A 25,487-nucleotide genomic window follows, 5' to 3' on the forward strand; every position below is an offset into this window, starting at 1 on the left:
TCAATAACTGTCTCTGACATATTCAAATGAATCTTCAGTGTCACTTATCAAGACTTAATTTTTAAGTCCGTAGACTTTTCATTCTTTGTCTCGCAAGTGCCCACACAGATTGTCTGTTTCTTTTTTTAAAGAGCTGACAGCTTCAATATCTAATCAACTTTTGTTAATTTAGTTTGCTGTCTCAAGGTCTGCGTATACTACGCTACACTTTTTTATTCGTCAAGATCTTTTTTCAAATTTTCGATCTTATTTTTAACTCACTCACCGCCTGCTTGTCGCTGACTGCGTGTCAGTGGATGCGCATTATAGAGGCTTCTTTTTTTTTAGCAAGCAAAAAAGATTAAATATTTATTCGTTAGCGCAATATTCAAACATCAGAAACTTTAATAGTATGATATTTATTAAGATTATAATCAGATAATTTTTTAATCAATTTTTCTACAGACTGATTATAGTTGGTACTCAGTACAATATTTTCAGATGCTGATAAAGGTTTTTGATTCAGAACGTATTTATCATTTAACAAATTATAAACTCTTGTTGCAATCGCATTGCCTGAATCTATAAAGGTAGCTTGAGGAAAAATCATCTGTAATTCTTTTTTAATAAAAGGATAATGCGTACAACCAAGCACTATTGTATCGGGGATTGTTTGTAATTCAAGCCAAGGTTGCATTAATTCTTTCAGTTGTTGCATATCTACAGTACCACCTTGTAATTTATTTTCGGCTATAAGTGCTAATTCTGAGAGGCCTAACAACTGAACAGTACAATGCGTTGCAAATTGCCGGATTAAATCTATTATATACGTTCTTTTAATTGTAGCTTTGGTTGCTAATAACCCTATACATTTATTTTTAGTAAGCAAACTAGCTGGTTTAATCGCAGGTACAACACCAATGATAGGAAACGAAAATTTAGAGCGCAAACTAGGCAAACAGATAGTGCTAGCAGTATTACAGGCAATGACCGCTAAATCAATTGAGTAAAATTGAGTAACAGCTTCAATGACCGAATTTACTCTATTAATTAACAATTCTGACGATTTATCTCCATAAGGAAACATTTCATTATCGAATGCATAAATATAATGTACATTAGGTATTTTATTATAGATTTCATTATAAACAGATAAACCACCAATACCTGAATCAAATACTAAAACTGAAGGAAATTGTTTTGTGATGCTCATTTTTAGCTATAGGTTATTAAATAATAAATTAGAAACGCGCAATATCGTAAATTGATTAAAAATTAAAGCAAGTAATTTTAGCTAAACCACAATGCTGCATTTTGTTCGATAAATTATAAGCTAGACGTCTAGATGGTAAAACTGCTAAAATAAATACATTAAAGTTGAATTTTATATTTCAATCATTATGCAAAATTAATTTAAGGAAAGTATCCATGTCAGAATTTTTATTTACTTCAGAATCTGTTTCAGAAGGTCATCCAGATAAAATTGCCGATCAAATATCTGATGCCGTACTTGATGCAATATTAAAGCAAGACCCAAAAGCGCGTGTTGCTTGTGAAACATATGTAAAAACGGGTATGGCTTTAGTTGGTGGTGAAATCACTACTTCAGCTTGGGTAGATATTGAGGAATTAACTCGAAAAACCATTAATGATATTGGTTATACCAGTTCTGAAATGGGATTTGATGCAAATTCATGTGCGGTGCTGAATGCTATTGGCAAGCAATCTCCTGACATCAATCAAGGTGTCGATCGACAAGATCCACTAGAACAGGGTGCGGGCGATCAAGGTATTATGTTTGGTTATGCGACCAATGAAATGCCAAACTTTATGCCTGCAGCCATAAGTTATGCTCATGATTTAATGCGTCGCCAAGCAGAAGTCAGAAAAAATGGCACACTTCCTTGGTTAAGGCCCGATGCAAAAAGCCAAGTCACATTAATTTACCAAGACGGTCAAGTAAAAGGGGTTGATACTATCGTTTTATCTACACAGCATTCAGAAGCCATTGAACAAAAAGCATTACATGAAGCTGTTATGGAAGAAATCATTAAACCTACATTACCAACCGAATGGTTAACTTCAAGGACAAAATACTTTATTAATCCAACTGGACGCTTCGTTATTGGTGGTCCAATGGGAGATTGTGGGTTAACTGGCCGCAAAATTATTGTAGATACTTATGGCGGAGCCGCACGTCATGGCGGTGGTGCTTTTTCAGGAAAAGATCCGTCAAAAGTTGACCGTTCAGCAGCTTATGCTGCACGCTATGTTGCCAAAAATATTGTTGCGGCTGGACTTGCTGACAGATGTGAATTACAGATATCTTACGCAATTGGTATTGCCAATCCTACATCAATTTATGTTAATACTTTTGGCACTGAAAAAATCGATCACCATAAAATTGTTTCACTTATCAAAGAATTTTTTGACTTAAGACCTTATGGATTGATTCAGATGCTTGACCTCATTCAGCCAATTTACCAACAAACTGCAAGTTATGGTCATTTTGGGCGAGATATCTTCCCTTGGGAAAAAACCGATAAAGCAGCACTACTTCGCGATGCAGCAGGATTATAAACGCATCCCAATTTATTTACATAATCAGGTAATGGCTTGTTTAAGAACTTACTTAATACAAGCCAATCAACTTCTACATACTCAATATAAAGAGCCTAAAATTGTCTATAAGCCCAAAGGTAGCATTGCAGGTAGTGCCTTTTTATTACGTTGGGAAATTCAACTTAATTCAATAATGTTATTAGAAAATGGTACACATTTTATTGAGGAAGTTGTACCTCATGAATTGGCACATCTAATTGTTTTTAAGGAATTTGGAAAAGTAAAGCCACACGGTAAACAATGGCAATATATTATGTCCAAAATATTAGGCAAAATTCCAACTACAACTCATCATTTTACAGTTCAACGCAATACTTATTTATACAACTGCAAGTGTCAACAACATCACCTAACATCTATAAGACACAATAAAATTCAAAATAATAAAACTAGTTATTTATGTCGTAAATGCGGTACTATACTCAAACTTAAACGTGCTAATTAATATTAAAATATTGTATGTGTAAATTAGATTTCCATTTTTACAAAAGTTCCTTATCGATTGTTATTCTTGGTATTATTCTTTATATTATAGGTAATTTCTTTATACCTTTATATAATGGACTTACCGTTACTCTTATTGAACATGTTCAATCACTCTTTTTATTATTTATGTGCTGCTATACCTATTGTTATGCAAAAAAAATAGCTGAACATTCAGAGCTATATAAATTTTGGATTTGGACAATATTTTGGTGGTTGATGCTTTTTGGTCGGGGAATTAGCTGGGGGCGAGACTTTTTTCCTGAAGTACCGCGTTTTTATTATAAAATTATTGCTAGTTTTTTAATAGCACTTCCAATACTCAGTATATTTTTACCTACAATTCGCCGAGAAATTGTTCGTCGCTACAAATTTGAAAAAATTCCAGTTTGGCATATATTTTTAGCTTTTTTATTCTTGGGTATAGCTGATATTGCAGAACACCGCCGCATTGGCCATGAATTATTAGTTATAACAAGGGATCGAAAAGATTTAATAGAAGAATTAATGGAAATCCCCTGCCTTCTTTGTTTAGCTTTAACGACCTTTTATATGCAAAAAAATGAACAAAAGAAGGAGAATTTATAATGTTAAGCTATCGTCATAGTTATCATGCTGGTAATCATGCGGATGTATTAAAACATATTGTTTTAACATTCTGTATTGAATCATTAAAAGAAAAAGAAAAACCTTTTTTATATTTAGATACACATTCAGGCGCTGGCCGATACCTATTAAAGAGTGAACATGCTGCAAAAACAGGTGAATATTTATTAGGAATTAATTTGATTTGGCAACAATCAAATATCCCTCAATTGCTCAATACCTATATATCGGTACTAAGACGATATAATCCTTTTGATGAATTAAAATATTATCCTGGCTCACCATTAATTGCTAAGCAATTATTACGTGAGCAAGACAAGCTCAATCTCACCGAATTACATCCAACCGATTATCCTTTATTAAAACAAGAATTTAATAAAGATAAACGAACAAGAGTATTACGTGAAGATGGCTTTTCTCAATTAAAATCGAAGTTACCACCAAATTCACGCCGTGGGATAATATTGATCGATCCTTCCTATGAAATAAAAGACGATTATCAAAGAATACCTACAGCACTGTTTGAAGCCTATAAGCGTTTTGCTACTGGTATCTATTTAATTTGGTATCCTGTAGTATCTCGTAGTCAAACGCAAAAAATGATTGATGGCATTGTGAATTTAGGTATTAAACGAATTTCACAGTTTGAGCTAGCAATAAAACCAGACAATAACCAAAAAGGCATGACCGCATCAGGGATGATAGTAATTAACCCACCATGGAAATTACATGAACAAATGAGTATAGTTATGCCATGGCTAAAAACAACGTTAGATAGTGAAAAGACTGGAAGTTTTATTATTAAAGAACTCGTTTCTGAATAGTTTTATTAGTTATCTATTGTCAAAAACTTTCAGGAAAGTATATGTTTCAATAAAAAATCACGGAAAAAAGTGACAAGAAAATAAATAAATCCATAAGATCACAGTCAATAATAACGATAAAAATACAGCTGCTGAACCATAATCCTTCGCTCGGCCAGATAGCTCATGTCTTTCATGGCCGATACGATCAACAACACACTCAATTGCACTATTAATTAACTCGGTGATCATCACAACACCGATCGAACCAAGTAATAAGATGCGTTCATAAATAGAAAAATCAACCAGCATTACAATGACATAAGCCAAACCCAATACAATTAACTCTTGACGAAATGCAGCCTCATGTTTAATGGCTGATTTTAAACCTTTTAAAGAGTATTTCGTCGCATTAAAGATACGAAGTAATCCTGTCGATTTTTTCATTATACTGTCCCTGATTTAAATTATCTTACATAACCATAGTTCATCAAACGTTGAAATCTTCTTTCTAGTAATACAGATAAATCCATACTTTCAAGTTCATCAAGATCACTAAGTAGCTGGGTTTTGAGTGAAACAGATATAGCGGTATAATCTCGGTGAGCCCCACCAAGTGGCTCAGGCACGATTGAATCAATCAAATTTAACTTTAATAAATTATCTGCTGTCATATTCATGGCTTCAGCAGCAACAGGAGCTTTATCAGCACTTTTCCACAAAATAGAAGCACAGCCTTCTGGTGAGATCACAGAATAAGTACTATATTGAAGCATGTTTACTTTATCTGCTACACCAATCGCTAGTGCTCCCCCAGATCCACCTTCACCAATGACTGTACAAATGGTGGGCACTTTAAGGCGTGACATTTCTCTTAAATTACGTGCAATAGCTTCTGCTTGACCCCGTTCTTCAGCACCAATACCAGGATACGCCCCAGGAGTATCAATAAAAGTGATAATTGGTAATTTAAAACGTTCGGCTAATTGCATTAACCGTAAAGCTTTACGATAACCCTCTGGGGCTGGCATACCAAAGTTTCGATAAATCTTCTGTTTAGTTTCACGACCTTTTTGATGACCAATAACTACCACTGTCCGCCCATCGATACGTGCAATGCCACCAACAATTGCTTTATCATCAGCATAAGCTCTATCACCGGCTAATTCATCAAAATCAGTAAAAATTTCTTTTATATAATCCAATGTATAAGGACGATTTGGATGTCTAGCTAGTTGTGCAATTTCCCAAGGGGTTAAATTAGCAAATATTTTTTTTGTTAATTCACGGCTTTTTTTATGTAATTGCTTAATCTCTTTATCTAAATTAATATCTAATTCAACTTGTTGTGAATCAATATTCTTTAAGGAATTAATTTTTGCTTCTAATTCCGCGATCGGCTTTTCAAATTCCAAAAAATTGTTCATAACGTTTGTAATTGCCTCTTAATTCATTCGGTACTTTAAAAAATACACTATTCAATAGTATACTGACTAATTCTGAAGATAAAATTAAACCAATTCTACTATGTAATACTCATTGAAGTCACCTATATTTATATTAATAGGCTTCAACTTTTCCAAAATTTAGCTACATAAACTTAATAGAAGCAGTTTTTTTATTCACCAATGTTAATAATCAAACTGCTATTCATAAGTTTATTTAAATTATTCAAAATCAAATTCAATACGGTCAATACCAAGTAATGTCTTTAACTCAACTATCAAAGCATCTTCAGGAATGATCCTCCATGTCGTGCCAAATTGAATCCTAACAACTAAATCATCTCGATGATAATATAAGTTAACTGGCACACTGCCATGCCGATAAGGTTCAAACAATTGTTGTAAACGCTGCAATATTGCTTGATTTGTTTCGCTTTCAGTTAAAGTAATCGACAATCCTTTTACATATTTAGCTCGAGCATCTTTTAGATCAGCAATATCGCGCACTGATATTTTAAAACCACCATTAAAATCATCATTACTAACTTGACCGGTAACAATTAAGATCTTATCTTTTACAAGTAAATGCCCGAAATTATCTAAAGACTCCGCAAAAAGCATACCGTCAATACGCCCAGAACGATCGTCCAAGGTGAACAAACCGATTTTTTTACCTTTTTTAGTAATGCGAACCCGAGCATCAGTAACAATACCAGCAAAAGTAACCATCTTACCCCAACCCGTTGGAGAAGCTTCACTAATTCTCAGTCCTCCGGTATAACGGTTTAATTCTTTTAAATATTGTGTTACTGGATGCCCCGTTAAATAAAGTCCTAACGCTTCACGTTCGCCATCAAGCAAAACTTGATCGGGTAATTCGGGAACTGCAGCATAAGCATGCTCAACTTGTTCAGGCTCTTCCGCCAAAACACCAAACATATCTTCTTGACCAATATCTTGCGCTTTAGCATATTGATCTGCCGCTTGCATTGCATCATTAATGCTATGCAATATAGCCGCTCGATGCGGTCCTAATTTATCAAAAGCTCCTGCCATAGTGAGTTTTTCAAGTACTCGACGATTGATCTTCTTCATATCAGTTCGAGCACAAAGTTCGAAAATATTTTTGAAATATCCCCCACTGTTACGTGCTTCAACAATTGCCTCAATAGGCCCTTCACCGACACCTTTTATAGCTCCAATACCGTAAACAATCTCACCTTTATCATTTACATGAAAGTGATACAGGCCACTATTGATATCAGGAGGATTGACTTTTAACCCCATCCGTAAACATTCATCAACCAAACCAACAATTTTATCAGTATTATCCATATCGGCAGTCATAACCGCAGCCATAAATTCGGCAGGATAGTGAGTTTTTAACCATAAAGTTTGATAAGAAACAAGTGCATAAGCTGCCGAGTGAGATTTATTAAAACCATATCCGGCAAATTTTTCAACCAAATCAAATATTCGCATCGACAGCTCACCATCAACGCCTTGTTTTTCAGCACCTTCTTTAAAAATAGAACGTTGCTTTGCCATCTCTTCAGGTTTTTTCTTACCCATAGCTCGGCGCAATAAATCAGCACCTCCCAGTGTATAACCTGAAAGAGTCTGTGCGATTTGCATAACTTGTTCTTGATATAAAATAATACCATAAGTGGGTTCTAAAATAGGTTTTAATGAGTCGTGTTGGTACTTAATATCAGGGTAAGAAACCTCTTCTCGTCCGTGTTTTCGGTCAATAAAATTGTCGACCATACCTGATTGTAGGGGACCTGGACGGAATAATGCGACTAAAGCGATCATATCCTCAAAACAGTCAGGCTTTAAACGTCTTATTAAATCTTTCATGCCACGGGATTCAAGTTGGAACACCGCTGTAGTTTCAGCTTTTAATAATAATTCGAAAGATTTTTCATCATCTAAAGGAATTCGAGTAATATCGACTTTTTCTTTACCCTCTCGCAGCTGACGTTCATTAATCATTTTGATTGCCCAATCAATAATGGTTAATGTCCGTAAGCCTAGAAAGTCAAATTTCACAAGACCTGCATATTCCACATCATTTTTATCAAATTGAGTAACAGGATGATGGCCTTCTGGATCACAATAAATTGGCGAAAAATCAGTAATCTTAGTTGGTGAGATCACAACACCACCGGCATGCTTACCAGCATTTCGAGTTACACCTTCCAATTGCCGTGCGATGTCGATTAATGATTTGACTTCTTCATTATTATCATATAACTCTTGTAACTGAGGCTCAATTTCAAAAGCTTTGGTTAGTGTCATACCTGGATCTAAAGGTATTAATTTTGAAATACGATCGACAAACCCATAAGGATGCCCAAGCACTCTTCCAACATCTCGGATTACTGCTTTAGCTGCCATGGTACCAAAGGTTATAATTTGAGAAACCGCATCTCGTCCATACATATCAGCGACATGATCAATAACCAGATCGCGTTTTTCCATACAGAAATCAACATCAAAGTCTGGCATTGAAACACGTTCTGGATTTAAAAAACGTTCAAAAAGTAAATCAAACTCAAGTGGATCCAAATCGGTAATTTTCAAAGCATACGCAACTAGCGAGCCAGCACCAGAACCTCGCCCTGGCCCTACTGGAATATCATTATCTTTTGACCATTGTATAAACTCCATGACAATCAGAAAGTAACCAGGAAAACCCATTTGGTTAATTACTGTTAATTCGGTTTCTAAGCGCTCGTCATATTCTGGTCGTCTTTGCTTTCTAATTGCTGGATCGGGAAATAAAAACGCTAGCCTTTCTTCTAACCCTTCACGTGATTTATGCACTAAAAAGTCTTCAGTAGACATATCGCCGGTTGGAAATTTAGGTAAAAAATATTCGCCTAATCGGATAGAAACATTACAGCGTTTAGCTATTTCAACACTATTTTCCAGTGCTTCAGGAATATCAGAAAATAGTTCGCACATTTCCTGTTCTGAACGTAGATATTGCTCTGCCGAATAGTTTTTAGGTCTAGAAGGATCTTCTAGCGTATTACCATCATGAATAGCGACACGAATCTCGTGAGCATCAAAATCAGAAGATTTCAAAAATCGAACATCATTAGTTGCAACAACGGGTAACGAATATTGTTCAGCCAAATTCACAGCTCGATGAATAAATAGCTCTTCATTGGTTCGTTTAGTGCGTACTAATTCAAAATAAAAATGCTTACCAAAATTTTCAAGATAAAAATTAATAGCATTATCAACGATTATTTGATTATTACGAACAATACCGATCCCAATATCACTTTCTCGCCCTGCTAATACAATTAATCCAGCTCGGTGCTCAATTAGCCAGTCATTATCAACAACTGGCAAATCACCGACATATCCTCGCTGATAAGCTTTAGAAATCAACAAAGTAAGATTTTGATATCCTTGATTATTAGCTGCTAAAAGAGTTAAACGATAAATATCATCAGGCATTTGAGAACTTCTAATAGCAAGATCTGCACCAATGATCGGTTTAATACCTTTTGACATTGCTGAACCATAAAACTTAACTAATCCACAAAGATTAGTAAAATCTGTGATCGCAAAAGCCGGCATCTGTAACTTGCTCACTTCATTTACTAATGTGCCAACTTTCGCAATTCCATCAACCATCGAGAAATCACTATGCAAATGAAGATGAATAAATTTAGGTTCCGCCATAATTACCAGAAGTGAAGCTATAAAGTTATTGTGAAATTATAACACAAGCAAGAGGGATATTCTTATTCTCTTTAATTGTTAGTTCAAACTGAGAAAAGATAAAGGTTCTTTTCATGATAAGATTTATAAGTGAAAAATCATTTATTAAAGATATTCCGCCAATAGATATTATCGGCGGATAGCAAGAAATTAGATTTTCTTAAATAATACTGAACCATTGGTTCCACCAAAACCAAAAGAATTACAAAGTGCGTATTCTAAATTCTTAACTTGACGTGCTGTATGCGGAACATAATCAAGATCACAACCCTCATCAGGATTATCAAGGTTAATTGTTGGTGGCACAGCTTGATCACGCAGTGCAAGTACAGTGAAAATAGATTCAACCGCTCCAGCAGCACCCAATAAATGACCTATCATTGATTTAGTTGAACTAACCATAACTTTGTTGGCATTTTCTTTAAAAATACTTTTTACGGCTTCAGTTTCAGCTTTATCGCCAGCAGGTGTCGATGTACCATGAGCATTGATATAGCCAACCTGCTCATGGTTAATGCCTGCATCACGCAGTGCACATTGCATTGCTAAAGCCGCACCACTGCCATCAGCTGGAGGTGAAGTCATATGATAAGCATCACCACTCATACCAAATCCAACCAGTTCAGCATAGATTTTAGCTCCTCGCTTTTTGGCGTGTTCATATTCTTCTAAGAACATAATACCAGCACCATCACCAAGCACAAAACCATCACGATCTTTATCCCATGGACGACTTGCACCTTTAGGATCATCATTATTGGTCGATAATGCACGAGCAGCACCAAAACCACCAATACCAAGTGGAGTACTAGCTTTTTCTCCCCCACCAGCTAACATCGCATCTGCATCACCATAAGCAATCATACGTGCAGCATGACCAATATTGTGCACACCAGAAGAACATGCTGTTGCTATAGTAATACTTGGCCCTTTTAATCCATAAATAATGGATAAATGACCAGCAATCATATTAACAATTGTTGATGGTACAAAAAAAGGACTGATTTTACGCGGTCCACCATTGACTAATGCACTGTGGTTCTCTTCAATCAATCCAAGTCCACCAATACCTGAACCTATAGCACAGCCAATACGTTTTGCGTTTTCTTCCGTGATCTCAATGCCAGCATCTTGCATTGCTTGCATACCCGCAGCGATACCATATTGGATAAAATAATCCATTTTACGCGCATCTTTGCGTGAAATATTATAATCTTCGCCATTAAAGTTTTTAACCATCGCTGCGAAGCGCGTTGCGAAAGGGGCAGTATCAAAGTGCTCTATGAGTTCAACGCCACTTTGTCCAGCTAATAAAGCTTGCCAAGTGGATTCAACTGTATTACCTACAGGAGATATCATGCCCATTCCAGTAACAACAACTCTGCGTTTAGACACATTGTCCTCCAGGAAAGGATTGAAATGAAATTTGAATCATTGAAAATTTTATTTCGAGTTTTCTAAGGATTTATATCAAGTTTTCTTTAGTTTAAAAATTATAAACACAAATACAAACTAGGCGATCATTTGACCGCCTATTATGAAAACTCTGCTAACCTTATTGATTTGCAGTAATATAATCGATTGCTGATTGAACAGTTGTAATTTTTTCAGCTTCTTCATCAGGAATTTCAGTATCAAATTCTTCTTCTAAAGCCATAACTAATTCAACCGTATCAAGAGAGTCAGCGCCAAGATCTTCAATGAAAGAAGATTCGTTTTTAACTTCTTCCTCTTTTACACCAAGTTGCTCAACAATAATTTTCTTAACTCGCTCTTCAATAGTGCTCATACTCTTTTTTTTCCTATAAAAATCGCCGAAAGTGGCGGTGAATGTAAGTTTATAAAATGTTGAAAAAGATGCCAATCATTTTTCAACCCAATTGCTTATTTCTTATTCAAAACATCAAAGTGTTGACCCATTTTACACTATTCTAGCCAATTACACCATATACATGCCACCATTGACATGTAAAGTTTCACCAGTAATGTAAGATGCTTCATCTGAAACCAAAAAGGCAACCGCATTAGCGATTTCTGTTGGCTCACCTAAACGCCCTGCAGGAACTTGCGCTAATGTTAACGCTTTTTGTTCCTCAGTCAATGCATCAGTCATATCAGTTGCAATAAAACCAGGTGCAACAACATTAACCGTAATACCACGAGATGCCACTTCGCGAGCTAATGATTTACTAAAACCAATTAATCCTGCTTTCGCAGCCGCATAGTTAGCTTGGCCGGCATTCCCCATTGTACCAACTACTGAGCCAATAGTAACAATTCTGCCATAGCGTTTTTTCATCATTGCACGCATTAATGCTTTAGATAAACGAAAAACGGATGTTAAATTAGTATCTAAAATATCTTGCCATTCATCTTCTTTCATTCGCATTAATAAATTATCACGCGTAATACCTGCGTTATTGACTAGAATGTCAATATCACCAAATTCAGCTTTTATTGCACTAATCACAGATTCAATTGATGTTTCATCTGTTACATTTAAAGTAAAGCCTTTTCCATTTTTTCCTAAGTATTGGCCAATCGCTTCAGCACCTTTTTCAGTTGTGGCTGTACCTATAACCGTTGCACCACATGAAACTAATTTTTCTGCTATTGCTTTACCAATTCCTCGACTTGCACCGGTAACTAAAGCAATTTTTCCTGATAGATTCATAACTACCTCTTTTATCCTTTACTTTGTGTTTTCTAATGCCATTTCTAATGATGCTTTATCATTAACTGCCAAACCAGAAAGTGTATCTACAATACGTTTAGTTAAGCCTGTTAACACCTTACCTGGCCCCATTTCAACTAAAAGTGTTACATCTTGTTTTGCTATATATTCAACAGTTTCTGTCCAACGTACAGGGCTATAAAGCTGAGAAATCAATGCCGTTTTGATTTTTTCTGCTGATGTTTCAACTTTAACATCGACATTATTAATAACCGCAAACTTTGGCGTGCTAAATGATATCTCGTTTAACGTCGTTGCTAATTTATCAGCAGCTGGTTTCATCAATGCGCAGTGTGATGGCACACTGACAGCAAGTGGTAATGCACGTTTTGCACCAGCTTCTTTACATAATGCGCCAGCACGTTCAACGGCTTCTTTATTACCTGCAATAACAACTTGCCCCGGAGAATTAAAATTTACAGGAGCAACTATTTGATCTTGTGCTGCTTGTTCACATGCTTTGCTAATGGATGCGTTATCCAATCCAATAATGGCATACATTGCCCCCGTACCACTTGGTACTGCTTCTTGCATCAGCTTTCCACGTAATTCAACCAATTTAATTGCATCTTTGAAATCAATCACACCAGCGCAAACTAATGCCGAATATTCACCCAAACTATGACCTGCCATAAAATCAGGTTGAGCACCATTAACACTTTGCCACACTCTAAATATTGCAACAGATGAAGCAAGTAGCGCTGGTTGCGTTTGCCAAGTTTTATTTAACTCTTCTGTTGGACCTTTTTGTACTAAATCCCACAAATCATAAGCAAGCATTTCAGAAGCTTCATCAAATGTGGATTTCACAATCGAGAAATCATCAGCAAAATCTTTTAACATGCCGACAGCTTGTGAGCCTTGTCCTGGAAATACCATTGCAAATTTGGTCATTATTTAAATCCTTGATCATTAAAAATACATTGTAAACTAAAATCTAACTAGCGCAGAACCCCAAACAAATCCACCGCCAAAGGCTTCTAATAAAATTAGGTGACCCCGTTGAATTCGACCATCTCGCACGCCAGCATCTAAAGCACAAGGCACAGAAGCGGCAGAGGTGTTACCCTGCTTATCCAATGTGACAATGACCTTACTCATATCCATATCTAGGCGTTTTGCAGTTGCTGAAATAATTCTTAAATTAGCTTGATGTGGTACTAACCAATCTAAATCAGCTTTGTTAAACGCATTCTCAGTTAAAAGTTCATCAACCAAATTTGAAAGCTCTTTAACCGCCACTTTAAACACTTCATTGCCATGCATGGTCATGTAAACTGGATCATTTATATCACGGCGATCAACATATGGATATTTTAATAAGTCACCATAACGACCATCAGCATGAAGATGTGAAGCAATAATACCCGGCTCTTCTGATGCACCAACAACAACCGCTCCTGCACCATCACCAAAAATGATAATAGTCCCTCGGTCATTTGGATCAACACCACGAGTTAACATGTCTGAACCAACAACTAAGGCATTCTTAATTGTACCACTTTTAATATATTTATCGGCAATATCAAGCGCATAAACAAATCCAGAGCAAGCGGCAGATACATCGAATGCAACAACATCACTAATACCTAATTTCGCTTGTAATTCTGTTGCTGAACTTGGAAATGCATTGGCCGAAGTTGCCGTTGCAACAATAATCATACCAATTTCTTCTTTAGCGATATTGGCCATTTCAATTGCATTTATAGCAGCTTCATAAGCCATACTCGTTACAGTTTCATTTAGCTCTGCAATCCGTCTTTCTTTGATACCAGTACGTGTTGTGATCCATTCATCACTAGTATCGACCATTTTTTCAAGATCTGCATTAGTTCTTATCTGTTTTGGAAGATAACTTCCAGTTCCTAATATCTTTGTATACATCTAATTATTCGCTCTTGGGTAGTGCGGAAGAAAGGCTCATTGCTATCTTCTCAGGTATATTTGTTTGTATAGCCAAAATAGCTTGTTCAATTGCTGCAAAAAATGATTTTTGATTGGCACTACCATGACTTTTGATCACAATACTTCGAAGTCCAAGCAAACAAGCACCATTATATCGTCCAGGTTCCAAATAACCAAAATTTTTTGAGAACTTTCTCTGTAACCATTTACTTAATAGTTTCATTAATAATGAATTATTACCAAGGGACAACTTAAATGAAGACATGAAAATTTTAACTAAGCCTTCGACTGTTTTTAACGTCACATTGCCAACAAAGCCATCACATACTAATACATCTGTTTTTCCGGTTAGAAGCTCATTACCTTCTAAATAGCCGATATAATTAATCTGATCATTTGATTTTAAAATAGAAGCAGCTGCACGTATTTTATCCAATCCTTTGATGTCTTCTTCACCTATATTAAGTAAGGCAACCCGAGGCGTTTCAATTTTTAGTACTGTTTTAGCTAATATTTCACCCATTATGGCAAATTGTACTAGCATATCACTATCACATTCAGCATTAGCACCTAAATCCAGCACCACCGTACTTTGATTATTTAATGCAGGAATAGTGGCAACTAAGGCAGGGCGATCAATGCCGGTTAAAGAGTGCAATAAAAGTTTAGACAACCCCATCAATGCGCCAGTATTGCCAGCACTTACACAGGCTTGAGCCTTGTTATCTTTAACCAGTTCAAGCGCTATTCTCATTGATGACCCTTGACTATGGCGAATCGCATAAGCAGGCTTCATATCATTAGCTATAACGGTAGTCGATTCGGTCAAAATTAACCGCCCCTTTTGCTGATATTGAGAGACAAGTTTTACATTTTCTTTTGACAAAAAAAGACTAATTTCTGCTGGATCGCCCACCAGAAAAATAGAAAGGTTTGGATAACAATTTAGCGCTTGTATTGTAGCAGGAACAACAACACGAGGACCGAAGTCCCCGCTCATAGCATCTAACGCAATGGTTAGATTATCCAAAATGTCACCTGAGGATTTCTAATTAGGTAATAATTATTTAGAAATCACTTTACGACCACGATAATAACCATCTGCGGTTACATGATGACGTAAATGTGTTTTACCTGATTCATCAACTGAGATATTAGCAACAGTTAATGCATCATGAGAACGACGCATACCACGTTTTGCACGAGTTTTACGATTCTGTTGAACAGCCATGGATTTACCCCTTATTCTTTAAACTAACTAAAATTGCAAATGGATTCGGTTTTTCATTCTCACTTGGAATGTCACCAAATACCATATCAGCCTCTGACACTTCGCAGTGTTTACTATCATGTACCGGCGCAATTGGCAACGAAAGAATAATTTCGTCCTCAAGTAACGCTAATATATCTACTTCGCCAAACTCGTTGATTAAAACGGGTTCATAATGTTCCGGTAGCGCCTCTGCTTGAGCATCGCTCTTAACAGGACTAAATTTATTCATCACATGAACTTCAGTGATAAAAGGTTTAAAACAACGTTGACAAACTTGTTCTAACGTCATTTTTGCATCAATTGTAATAATACAAAGCCGTTGCTCATCAAATTCAAAAGACAAGCTGCACTCTAGATCACTTTGCGGACTTTCAACCCTTGTTACACTTTTAGCTGGATAATATCCAATATAATCAAGCCTTTTTTGTGCCGCTTTAATTGGATCAATTGTTAATGGCAATTTATTTTGCATAAAATATGCATGCTACCTTAAAAATTTATGTAGTGTAGCTAAAAACTACACAATGCCGTAAGGCGCGCATATTACCTTTAAATCATGATTTCGTCAATGGGCACAAACAAGATAATTCGTTTTACTCATTGATTATTACCTTAATATTCATTCTGAATATTTTTTTACTTTTGTAAAAAAGTTTCGGTAAAAATAAGATTTACGTCTAAAAACAATAAATATGCTTATCTACCAATTATGGCAGTCGACCAAAGCTATCTTTAACGATTGCACAAAAATCATCAAACGTTTTGCTATCTAATAAACGCTTAGTTGATCTTTCTTTGACAAAGTTTACAAATAAATTATAAATGCGCATTGCATTTTCATATTCATCTTTACTGATTGCCAATAAAAAAATAACATGAGCAATTTTATTCTTATCCCATACGATACCTTGTGGAGCTAATATAGTCGTTACTATGGTTTTTTTAGCCAGCAACCCGACAGAGTGGGGAATAGCAATATTTTCACCTAATAGTGTGGACACTATTGACTCTCGTTCAATGACTGACGGATAGAAATCTACATCTACATACCCCGCTTGCTTAAGTTTTTTACAAACATTTTTTAAAAGGTCTTTTTGTGTCATTGATTGTTCAATAATGAAAAAAAACTTTTCATTAAAAAAATGCTCAATAATATAAGGCATTGTTCTATCAATCATTGCCAACCGCCCCAATTGTTCAAGCTGATAAGGCGTCGGAAATGGTGAAATTTTAACTATTTGCTTATTTTTTTCTGTTAAACGAATGGTTGAAACAACAAAATCTTCTTTAATATTTGCCAGTTGCTCGTATTCTCTATAAGAAAGGATTCGATTTATTTTAATATGTGGAAAATCCCGTTTAATTTTTGATTCAATCATACGCAAAGCTGCATTACCAAGTTCACTTACAAGTAAAATTTGTGCATATCTTTCATGTCCTGCACTATAATTACGCTCTAAGGCTACACCAATATGTACAGCTAAATAACTAATTTCGTCTTCCGTCATTTTGGATTCAGTATATTGTTCAGTGTTAGTAAGCGCAGATAACGTAATATCATAAGCAAAAGGATAATATTGTTTTATCTCCCGTAATAAAGGATTCGTTGTGCGGATTTGATATTTAATTCGCGACAACATTGATGAAATATGAATTAATATATCTTGACGTAACTTTTTATCTTCCCATAAATTATAATGATAAGTATTATTAATATAAGATAATATATGATTAATCAATGCCAAGCTTTTTGACTGATTTGGCGAATCCATAATAGTGCGAGAATAAATCTGAGCACATAAATAATTAAATTCCGCATCAGAAAGCACGCCACCTAAAAAATAGGAAATATCTTCAGATATTTCACTCACTGCGCTGATAACAGTGGTATTAATTTTATCAACTTGATACTCAAGTAACTCATGCCCTTGGGTAATTCGTGTAATTGAAACAGCACAACTATAAAGTAAATACCCTCGCCCTTCTGCACTCAATTTTAATTCAAAACGTTCAAGTTGATTTCGAAGAATTTTTTCAAGATACTCTAAATCAATATTATTTAAAATCGTTTTGCGCAATCTATTAACTGTAATGAGATCTTCAGCCATATAGCGTTGCCATAAAATATCGGTTAAACATGCACGTATAGACGACTCTTCGCCAATTAGCCGCATGCCATAATAAGGTCTATTTTCGAGAAATAAATTATATTTATCTAAATATTGTTTAACTTCAATAATATCATTTTGCAATGTACTACGGCTTAAAAACCATTCGCCGGCTATATCATCTAACTTTACAGAATTAGATTGAGTTAAAAAAGCAATCAATAAAGCCAAAACTCTTTCTTTACTAGTTCGTGGAACTTGTTCAATCACTTGAGTGATAGGTAATGTGGCATAACGAATAGGATCAGTTACCACAAGTTGGTAACCAACATTTTTGGTATAATCAACTTGGGCGCCATAATCACCTAAAATATCGTTAAGTGCTGAAATATCGGTACGAATTGTGCGAGTAGAAACCGAAAAACGATTGGCTAGCTCTCGTTGAGGTAGTGTTTCGTTTTTTATGGTATCAAATAAATACGCTAATCGCCGATAATAAAAAAGCACTTTAGATGCCATTATTTATCCACTAGTTTTTGTGTAATAGCTAACAGTTGTTTGACATCACTGATACGTGTTGCACCTGTTGCTTTATCAATGATAGAACTATAGATATGTGGAATAATTCTCTTCACACCTGCATCTAAAGCAATTTTTAAGATTGCCTCATAATTGTCTAAGTCAATACCGCCTGTTGGTTCAAGATAGAAATCATGCTCAGCACAACATTTAGCCACATACTCAAATTCATCTTTATGCTTTAAACCGCTCATAGGGAAATATTTTATTGAACTTCCTCCCATATCTTTCAATAAAGCAATTGCGGTTTCAACAGGAACGATAGCTGCTGGCAACTTTGAACTTATAGAACCAGTTGCAATATTCACTAAACCTACTTCCCCCGTTGGCGAAACTAATCCATTAATGATAGTTTCTTTTTGACCTAATAATGCGCGACTTGCCGCAACTCCAGTAAACACTTGATTAACATGTTGTGGCTGAAGCACGGCTGATATCTCTGAAACCATTGTTGATTGATTAGGATCACCCGCACCAAGTCCCACAGAGATAGCATTATCAATAGCTGCTGCATATTTTTTCATATCAGCAATCGCTGCTTTATTATCAGAATAGTTTTTAGATAAAATACCCACAACCACATGGGTTTGCGCAGCTTCATAAATTGCTTTTGCATTGTCTATTGAATTCGCTAGTACATTTAAACAAACACGCTCATTATAATAATTTGGACTCAGTTGCATTATTTTGCTCCTTGAATAATATTTTTAATTTTATTGTAAATAATATCAAGTTGTGCTGATGTCACACTACGCACATCGGCATCGACTTTGCCTTCATTGGCTTTATATTCTCTAAAGTACACTGCAATTTCGCCTTGTTTCATCAGGTCAATCATTTCAATGGCGGTTTTACCTATCACGCTTGCATCAAACACTATTTCTGCGCGCGCAATATCACGTCCTGCTCCATCCCAAACGACTTTGGCCGATATGCCATCAAGTGTATTTAGACTTTCAATAAATGGTGTCATTTTAGTCACCATCTGTTGTCCTGTTTCCGGTTTGGGGCTGCGAACATAAAGCTCAATAGCTTGAGTTAATCCTAAAATGCCTTCTTTACCTACTTTCATAGGGCGGCCAATACCTTGTGACTGTAGTTTTAACCACTCCACCGCTTGATGACGACCAATGACTAAACCACTAGTTGGTCCTTCAATGGCTTTAGCTCCACTATAAATAACTAAATCAGCACCTTGTTGATAATAAATTTGTAAATCTTCTTCCGCTGCTGCATCAACAATCAATGGAATATTATATTTTTTAGCAATTACAGCCGTTTGTGCGACTGATAACATACTTTTTTGTACACAATGATGTGACTTAACATATAAAATTGCGGCAGTATCTGGATTAATTAGTGATTCAATATGCTCAGGTTTACACTCATTGGCATATCCAGCTTCAACCATAGTCCCACCACCTAAAGCAATCATTGTACCAATTGGTGCACCAAAATTAACGTTATGACCTTTAGGAACAATAATTTCACGAGGAACATATTTGTCTGATGAATGTAAATTAAATAACAGTTCACGATCATCTTTGATAATTAAACCTGCAACCGCTTGTACAATGCCAGCAGAAGCGCACGATACTACTACTGCATTTTCGACTTTGAGTAATTTAGCAATATATTGTCCCGTTTTATCCACCAGATCTTTAATTTCAAAATATTCATTTAGTCCATGTAATACTGTGTCAATCACTTCTGGTCTTGGCGTTGAGACACCTAAAATTGTCATTCGCCCTGACGCATTAATTACCCTTTTTAAGTTATATTTACTGTAAACATCTTTTTCAGTTTGAGATTCTGAGCTCATTTTTACTACCTTCTTCTGTTATTTCAATGCTTATTGAATGTTTTGCAGCATCAGCCACAATCGATGCCAAAGGGATAAACTGCTCATCACTTTTCCTAATTCCACCTTCTGAATCTAATAACGAAACAGCCTGCTGTTTGATATCAAAAATAGTCAAATCCGCATCATAACCAACCGATAAAACGCCTTTATTTTTAAGATGCAAAATCTGTGCCGCATTTTGTGTTACACTATCAATAATTCTTTTTCGACTATAACCAAGGCAGATAAACTTTGTCATCACATTGGCCAAACTAAAAACGGGACCTTGTAGTCGATTTTTAGAATAGATATCAGAACTGATCGTGTTAGGATAAACACCTAAACATTTAGCGCGTTCTGCCACGGCAAAACTGAAACTTTCACCGCCATGACCAATATCCAAAATTACCCCTCGCTCGATTGCTCGTTTGATTGATTCTCGCAGATTATTCTCTTTATCCAAGATCTGATTAGGTTTACCATTAAAACAATGTGTAATAATGTCACCTTTAGTTAACAAATTGGCAATTTCATCAAGCTCTGGGGGATTATTACCAACATGAATCATCAAAGGTAACCCACTATTTTTTTGTATTTCTTTGGCTTTCACTAATGGTTCGATGCCATTGTCACCCACCACACTACGACTCATTCGCACTTTGATGCCAATAATAAAATCGGGATACTTAGCTAGTGTTGCATCAAATAAAGGCATATCAATATTTTGTATGTCAGCAAGCTCGTTTTGTCTTAATAGCCCGATTTTAGAAATATTTAAAAAAGAATAAACATGCGTATTAGCTTGCTGAGCTAATTGATAAAACTCATCAGCATCAATAGCCCCAACGCTACCGGCATCCACAACAGCGGTAACACCAGCTTTAACCCCAATCAAATCTGGTTCATCATGATAAATGGGCGAATGAGCAAAACAATGCGTATGAGAATCAATCCATCCTGAACTAACATAATGTTTAGTTTTTAGATCCAAAACACGTCGAGATTGCCCCGTAATAGTATTGGCAATCGCAATAAGCTTGCCTTGCTCAATAGCAATATCGGTGACTGATTCATCAATGAGTTTGGCATTTTTTATAATTAAATCATACATAAGTTATTCCACTCCCTATGTAATTTATTAAATTATATAGGGTAATTAATATTATAGAATTGGGAACAAACCACCAAAAATCATAGCGCCTAAAATAGCCCCACCTGTGATTGGCTTTTTCCATACATAAAAAAGTAATGCTCCCAATAACGAACCGATACCAATAGGAATTGAAGCAACCATAGCAGATAAAATAATCATTGGACCAAGGAATCTTCCTGAAGCATTGCCTGCGCCCATCATAACGTCTGCACCAAAAGTTGAACCTGTACCGCTATTAACTGTAAATTTACGGATCAAAATAATCATTAAACCAATTAGTATTCCCAATACTAAACCAGTAATTAATGCAACAAAAAAGTTTTCAACAGGTAATGTATAGCCACCGGCAAGTAATAACGCAGGTACACCTAGTCCAATACCGGTTTGTAGTGCACCACCAATATCCAATATACCAACTAATGAACCTTCAATAACGCGGGCAAATAAAAAGCTAGCACCAAAGGCCGCAACAGCACCATAATCACCAGTCGTCATACCTGATTTAAGCATGGCAACGAATGCGATTTCGTTAAATGCGCCAATACCATACACATAAAAAGTATGCGTTCCTGCAAAAATACCGGCAGATAGCAGTCCACAAATAATAGGGAATGACCAATCGCCATACCAAAAACTTTTATTGATTATTGCTTGTGTATTCATAATGTGTTCCCTATTTATTTACACCAATAAGATAGACCATTCCTAAATGAGTTAATCATCTTCATATCAAAACCACGGAAATATCCACTTATTACAAAGAGAATAATGACAGCCGCTAACATGATTTTCATCACACGATTCCAGCCACTATCATCTACGCCTTTTCCAATCAATATACCTAATACTAATCCAGGCACCGCATTGCCCATAATCAACTGCGCAAGCCCACCAAATAACGTGCCCCAAAAGCCACTACGACGCCCTGCATCTAATGCAGCTAACCAAAAAATAACAGGCATCACAGTTGCAACCAGTAAATTTGCCGCTGGAACAAGTACTTTAGTTGCAGTAATTTTTAGCGAATCGGGGATCACTGACGTAGTTGTATTTAAAAACAATACAACAATCACGCCGATAAATGCGCAAGCAAATGCCATTTTTTTAGGATCATGCAAAGTTTCAGCAAGATGACGATTTTTTATCATCAATAAAGCAGCCCCCCAGTTTGGAATAATTCGATGATCGACATCTTGGGTGAAAGAGCCGGCAGCAACTGATGAAGCCCATGCATTAAAAAAGAACCCTAAACCAAATGAAAAGTGCGCCGCAGGATCACCTTCACACGCGTTAAGCTCACCTAATGTACGAAACGCTCCCATACCTTGATACGTTGGCGCATGAAACATTCGAGCAGCCCCTGCACCAACCCCAAAACCACAAAGTCCACCGATGATAATAGACTTAAATGCAATAATTAAGATTTCCATAACTTCCCTTTCACATTATGTTATTCAGTGAGAAATTTAATATCACTTAAATCAACAAAAGTTACATTAACAGACACATCAAGTGTGATTTCATAAAAAGTCTTTTTTCTTGGCAAAAAAACAAACAAAAAACGTTCTATGGTTGTCTTTTCTATTGCTGATACAACTTGAATATCAATCGGATCAATTCGCAACATAATATTATTGGTATTTTTAAATACCTCTTTCTGAGCCTGACTTAACGCAATAGCAAATGCTTGCTGCTTAGCATCACCATGACCTTTAACTCTTACAAGTATCTGCTCTTTTTTTTTCATGCTGATTTTCCGCTTATGAGCGTGGATATTTTTTCAGAAATGCTTTTGCAACACGTTGCCCTAGCTCTTCTGTGTCCATAAAGCCAAAACCGAGAACTTTACACCCATCATTGATGGCTGTTTCGCCCTCTTCAATTGATCGCATACCATGCCGTTGTGAATAACCATATTTATTTTGTGCCGTAATAGCACCAGCTCCACCACTACCGCAAAAAGAAAGCCCTAAATCGGCATTTTCGCTATTCATTACATCGCCTAGCTTCATATCTGCTGCCATACCAGAAATGACAATTGCACGACACCCCTCTACAGAATTAATGCCTTCTGCAATTTTTTGCCCTTTTCCCATTCTATCGCCAATAACAATGACTACGTCAGCCATAATATTTCTCCTGTTAATTATTGTTTTTTACTTGTCTAATAAACTTTTAATTTGCTTTAGCAACTTCATAATGAATTGCCAATAAATACGATTCCTCTATCGGTAAATTATCAAATAAATTCACTGTTTTGCGTGCGAGCGCTAAAGATTCTTCTGAAAGCTCATCAAATAATGCAGGGTCAACTTCAGGTAATTTTTCTAACGTTTTTGCCCGCTCAACCATTGCTTTTACATGTGAAAACAGCATCGCTTTTTGAACATCATTTTGAGTAATTTGATGCTGTGCTAACCAGCTATTGATAAGGTTAATGGTTTGTTTTGTGACTAACTCTGGTTCAAGATTATCTTCAATCATTCGAAATTTTATTTGAGTCATAGCAAATACTCATCTCTTATTGTTTTGAATTAGATGTTTTAAGCGTAAATCAAACAAGAGGTAATGTGGATAGAGAATTTTTCCATCAGCAAGAGGAAATTTGTTATAAAATGAGTTAAACGCATTAACAAATTGAGAGCGTGGTTATCAATACAAGGGGGTATTAGTTATAATCCATATTCAATTTTGTGAGTTAGATCATAATATTCGATCCTGATAAATATATTAAATAAAAATTATTGCTATAAATTTCTTAATTAGATGATGTGTAGGTAAACGCCAATTTGTTGACACTTGATAATTAAAATAAACTTCTAAAAATTCATAAGGTGCTTTATACAAAAGCGTTTTATGCAGTTTAACCATATAATAAACGTTAATAAATCACCAAAACTTTTGTTTTATTTATTTTTAATCTTTGAATATTTGCTGATTATGCCGCATATCCATTAAAGTGCGCATCACTTTTTCTGTTTTACCATTTTTTTGAAGTATTTTTTTAAAAAATTAATTTATAATATTTTTATTGTACTGCTTTAACAAATAGATGTTTGTCTATACCTTAATATTCGTATCCGTTATCTCAATAGGCACATTCAATGGCGTAAAGACATTGGGATAATGCTGCGTTTTGTAGAAACTGTACCGAGCTAAATTGTGATTTATTTGGATAAATACTCGCAGCTGTCGTAAAAAATCATCAATACCGACGAATAAACATTCTATAGTATGCTATCTTCTTTCATTTGTAAGTAACGGTGAATTTTTCGTCTCTACCTATAACATTTTTCCCCGATAGGTTTTGTTATAGTATTTAACTAAATTGATGACGGTTATTTTCTTTATGATGTCATAGCCCTCTCTTGCTAGTGATAAGATGTTAGTTATGTATTTTATGTATATTCATTAGCGTTACTCCTCAAATTACTGTAAATAGTGCGAGTAATTCCTACAGATGATGCCATTATTCAAAGAGCATAATGCCTATTTCTTTAACTTTTATTTTACTCATAGAGATGAACGATAGTTGCGTTTATATCGAGAATGATGATAACGGTAAACTGAGGATGTTAAAAAAGAACTGTTTATTTTCTGCAAAAAACACTCTGATAGGTTATTAATATTATTTAATTCTTATGCTTATATTTTAAATAAAATCAATCCATTATGCGGTAATTATTTTTTTAACTCAGCCAAATTCCAGATATCTTGTATTTTTGTTATTATGCTCTTTACGTTCAAATCGTTTTATTATTGCTCACAATACTTATGAATTATTGAGTGATGAATATTTAGCTTTATTGCTTTTTCATCATACTTAATATCGCATTTATTCAAGTATGACTTCGAAACACTCTAATTGTGCCGGTTCTAAGTAAATATCACTGCTATTTGGTCGGTTATTCGTATTACGGTGGGTATGCTTAAAGTGTTCAGAATTAACCCAAGCTTCAAAATCAGCCTTAGATTGCCACTCAGTAAATGAAGAAAATAGTGTATAATTTTCTTCTGTTTTTCCTTGTAAAAAGTAAAAACGGTTAAACCCTTTCATTTCTTTCAGATGGCTATCACGATTTCGCCATATTTCAATAAATGTATCTTCGCGACCCCGTTTAATTTTAAAACGGTTCATTACAATATACATACCAATCTCCTTTTATAGTTTTAAGCATAGCAAAAAAATAGCACGCCATGCGTGCTATTTTGT

26 protein-coding genes are annotated in these 25,487 nt (G+C 35.5%); 4 read left to right on the plus strand and 22 right to left on the minus strand.

Features of this window, described 5'->3' with window-relative positions:
- Window positions 1–367 precede the first annotated feature (367 nt).
- Window positions 368–1,192 carry a glutamate racemase gene (murI, locus tag ACYIAM_RS06005; protein WP_174797480.1) on the minus strand — a complete coding sequence of 275 codons (825 nt, stop codon included), beginning with the start codon at window positions 1,190–1,192 and terminating at the stop codon, window positions 368–370.
- A 215-nt stretch (window positions 1,193–1,407) separates the two neighbouring features.
- On the opposite strand from murI, the gene metK reads away from it, so the two are divergent.
- The 4 genes from metK to ACYIAM_RS06025 are packed head-to-tail and all read left to right on the plus strand — an operon-like array spanning window position 1,408 to window position 4,514.
- On the plus strand, window positions 1,408–2,559 hold the full coding sequence (gene metK / locus ACYIAM_RS06010) for a methionine adenosyltransferase (RefSeq protein WP_483747622.1): 1,152 nt from the start codon (window positions 1,408–1,410) through the stop codon (window positions 2,557–2,559).
- Complete coding sequence (locus ACYIAM_RS06015; RefSeq protein ID WP_483747623.1) at window positions 2,543–3,046, plus strand: SprT family zinc-dependent metalloprotease; 504 nt, start codon at window positions 2,543–2,545, stop codon at window positions 3,044–3,046. Before metK ends, ACYIAM_RS06015 begins: the two co-directional genes overlap by 17 nt.
- A gap of 14 nt (window positions 3,047–3,060) precedes the next feature.
- On the plus strand, window positions 3,061–3,672 hold the full coding sequence (locus tag ACYIAM_RS06020) for a hypothetical protein (protein ID WP_483747624.1): 612 nt from the start codon (window positions 3,061–3,063) through the stop codon (window positions 3,670–3,672).
- Entirely contained in the window at window positions 3,672–4,514 is an 843-nt protein-coding gene (locus ACYIAM_RS06025; protein WP_174797484.1) for a 23S rRNA (adenine(2030)-N(6))-methyltransferase RlmJ, read from the plus strand. Before ACYIAM_RS06020 ends, ACYIAM_RS06025 begins: the two co-directional genes overlap by 1 nt.
- Before the next feature lie 57 nt (window positions 4,515–4,571).
- Here the strand turns inward: ACYIAM_RS06025 and ACYIAM_RS06030 are convergent, their stop codons facing one another.
- From ACYIAM_RS06030 to ACYIAM_RS06130, 21 genes are all read right to left on the minus strand, one after another.
- Window positions 4,572–4,940, minus strand: a complete 369-nt coding sequence (locus ACYIAM_RS06030; protein WP_194240631.1) for a diacylglycerol kinase — start codon at window positions 4,938–4,940, stop codon at window positions 4,572–4,574.
- A 20-nt stretch (window positions 4,941–4,960) separates the two neighbouring features.
- A complete protein-coding gene (gene accA / locus ACYIAM_RS06035; RefSeq protein WP_174797485.1) occupies window positions 4,961–5,920 on the minus strand; it encodes an acetyl-CoA carboxylase carboxyl transferase subunit alpha in 960 nt (319 codons plus the stop codon).
- A gap of 240 nt (window positions 5,921–6,160) precedes the next feature.
- A complete protein-coding gene (gene dnaE, locus ACYIAM_RS06040; RefSeq protein ID WP_483747625.1) occupies window positions 6,161–9,640 on the minus strand; it encodes a DNA polymerase III subunit alpha in 3,480 nt (1,159 codons plus the stop codon).
- Between the two features lie 189 nt (window positions 9,641–9,829).
- Window positions 9,830–11,074 carry a beta-ketoacyl-ACP synthase II gene (gene fabF / locus ACYIAM_RS06045; protein ID WP_174797487.1) on the minus strand — a complete coding sequence of 415 codons (1,245 nt, stop codon included), beginning with the start codon at window positions 11,072–11,074 and terminating at the stop codon, window positions 9,830–9,832.
- A gap of 160 nt (window positions 11,075–11,234) precedes the next feature.
- A complete protein-coding gene (acpP, locus tag ACYIAM_RS06050) occupies window positions 11,235–11,468 on the minus strand; it encodes an acyl carrier protein (protein WP_034910452.1) in 234 nt (77 codons plus the stop codon).
- Between the two features lie 150 nt (window positions 11,469–11,618).
- Window positions 11,619–12,353, minus strand: coding sequence for a 3-oxoacyl-ACP reductase FabG (gene fabG / locus ACYIAM_RS06055; RefSeq protein ID WP_483747626.1), 735 nt, complete (start codon window positions 12,351–12,353; stop codon window positions 11,619–11,621).
- Window positions 12,354–12,371: 18 nt separating this feature from the next.
- Window positions 12,372–13,307: an ACP S-malonyltransferase gene (gene fabD / locus ACYIAM_RS06060; RefSeq protein ID WP_483747627.1), complete on the minus strand. Its 936-nt coding sequence runs from the start codon at window positions 13,305–13,307 to the stop codon at window positions 12,372–12,374.
- A gap of 36 nt (window positions 13,308–13,343) precedes the next feature.
- A complete protein-coding gene (locus tag ACYIAM_RS06065; RefSeq protein ID WP_483747628.1) occupies window positions 13,344–14,297 on the minus strand; it encodes a beta-ketoacyl-ACP synthase III in 954 nt (317 codons plus the stop codon).
- 4 nt (window positions 14,298–14,301) lie between these two features.
- Window positions 14,302–15,348: a phosphate acyltransferase PlsX gene (gene plsX, locus ACYIAM_RS06070; protein WP_174797491.1), complete on the minus strand. Its 1,047-nt coding sequence runs from the start codon at window positions 15,346–15,348 to the stop codon at window positions 14,302–14,304.
- Between the two features lie 33 nt (window positions 15,349–15,381).
- Window positions 15,382–15,549, minus strand: a complete 168-nt coding sequence (gene rpmF, locus ACYIAM_RS06075) for a 50S ribosomal protein L32 (RefSeq protein WP_025316508.1) — start codon at window positions 15,547–15,549, stop codon at window positions 15,382–15,384.
- Between the two features lie 4 nt (window positions 15,550–15,553).
- Complete coding sequence (gene yceD, locus ACYIAM_RS06080; protein ID WP_174797492.1) at window positions 15,554–16,063, minus strand: 23S rRNA accumulation protein YceD; 510 nt, start codon at window positions 16,061–16,063, stop codon at window positions 15,554–15,556.
- A gap of 235 nt (window positions 16,064–16,298) precedes the next feature.
- On the minus strand, window positions 16,299–18,218 hold the full coding sequence (locus ACYIAM_RS06085) for a BglG family transcription antiterminator (RefSeq protein WP_483747629.1): 1,920 nt from the start codon (window positions 18,216–18,218) through the stop codon (window positions 16,299–16,301).
- Window positions 18,218–18,961, minus strand: a complete 744-nt coding sequence (gene dagF, locus ACYIAM_RS06090) for a 2-dehydro-3-deoxy-phosphogluconate aldolase (RefSeq protein ID WP_174797493.1) — start codon at window positions 18,959–18,961, stop codon at window positions 18,218–18,220. The genes ACYIAM_RS06085 and dagF overlap by 1 nt, the downstream gene beginning before the upstream one ends.
- Window positions 18,961–20,100 (minus strand): DgaE family pyridoxal phosphate-dependent ammonia lyase, encoded by a 1,140-nt coding sequence (locus ACYIAM_RS06095; RefSeq protein ID WP_483747630.1) that lies wholly within the window; start codon window positions 20,098–20,100, stop codon window positions 18,961–18,963. Before ACYIAM_RS06095 ends, dagF begins: the two co-directional genes overlap by 1 nt.
- Window positions 20,078–21,232, minus strand: coding sequence for an amidohydrolase/deacetylase family metallohydrolase (locus ACYIAM_RS06100; protein ID WP_483747631.1), 1,155 nt, complete (start codon window positions 21,230–21,232; stop codon window positions 20,078–20,080). Before ACYIAM_RS06100 ends, ACYIAM_RS06095 begins: the two co-directional genes overlap by 23 nt.
- A gap of 51 nt (window positions 21,233–21,283) precedes the next feature.
- The gene (locus ACYIAM_RS06105; protein WP_483747632.1) at window positions 21,284–21,937 is read right to left on the minus strand and encodes a DUF4310 family protein; all 654 of its coding nucleotides are present in this window, start codon (window positions 21,935–21,937) and stop codon (window positions 21,284–21,286) included.
- Between the two features lie 14 nt (window positions 21,938–21,951).
- Window positions 21,952–22,704, minus strand: coding sequence for a DUF4311 domain-containing protein (locus ACYIAM_RS06110; protein ID WP_483747633.1), 753 nt, complete (start codon window positions 22,702–22,704; stop codon window positions 21,952–21,954).
- Between the two features lie 20 nt (window positions 22,705–22,724).
- Window positions 22,725–23,021, minus strand: coding sequence for a DUF4312 family protein (locus ACYIAM_RS06115; RefSeq protein ID WP_483747634.1), 297 nt, complete (start codon window positions 23,019–23,021; stop codon window positions 22,725–22,727).
- Between the two features lie 13 nt (window positions 23,022–23,034).
- Window positions 23,035–23,403 (minus strand): SFCGS family glycine-rich protein, encoded by a 369-nt coding sequence (locus ACYIAM_RS06120; RefSeq protein WP_174797499.1) that lies wholly within the window; start codon window positions 23,401–23,403, stop codon window positions 23,035–23,037.
- Between the two features lie 46 nt (window positions 23,404–23,449).
- A complete protein-coding gene (locus ACYIAM_RS06125) occupies window positions 23,450–23,779 on the minus strand; it encodes a transcriptional antiterminator (RefSeq protein ID WP_483747635.1) in 330 nt (109 codons plus the stop codon).
- Between the two features lie 1,330 nt (window positions 23,780–25,109).
- A complete protein-coding gene (locus ACYIAM_RS06130) occupies window positions 25,110–25,424 on the minus strand; it encodes an antibiotic biosynthesis monooxygenase family protein (protein ID WP_174797501.1) in 315 nt (104 codons plus the stop codon).
- Between the last annotated feature and the right edge of the window lie 63 nt (window positions 25,425–25,487).

The organism is Gilliamella sp. X-60 (assembly GCF_057063585.1).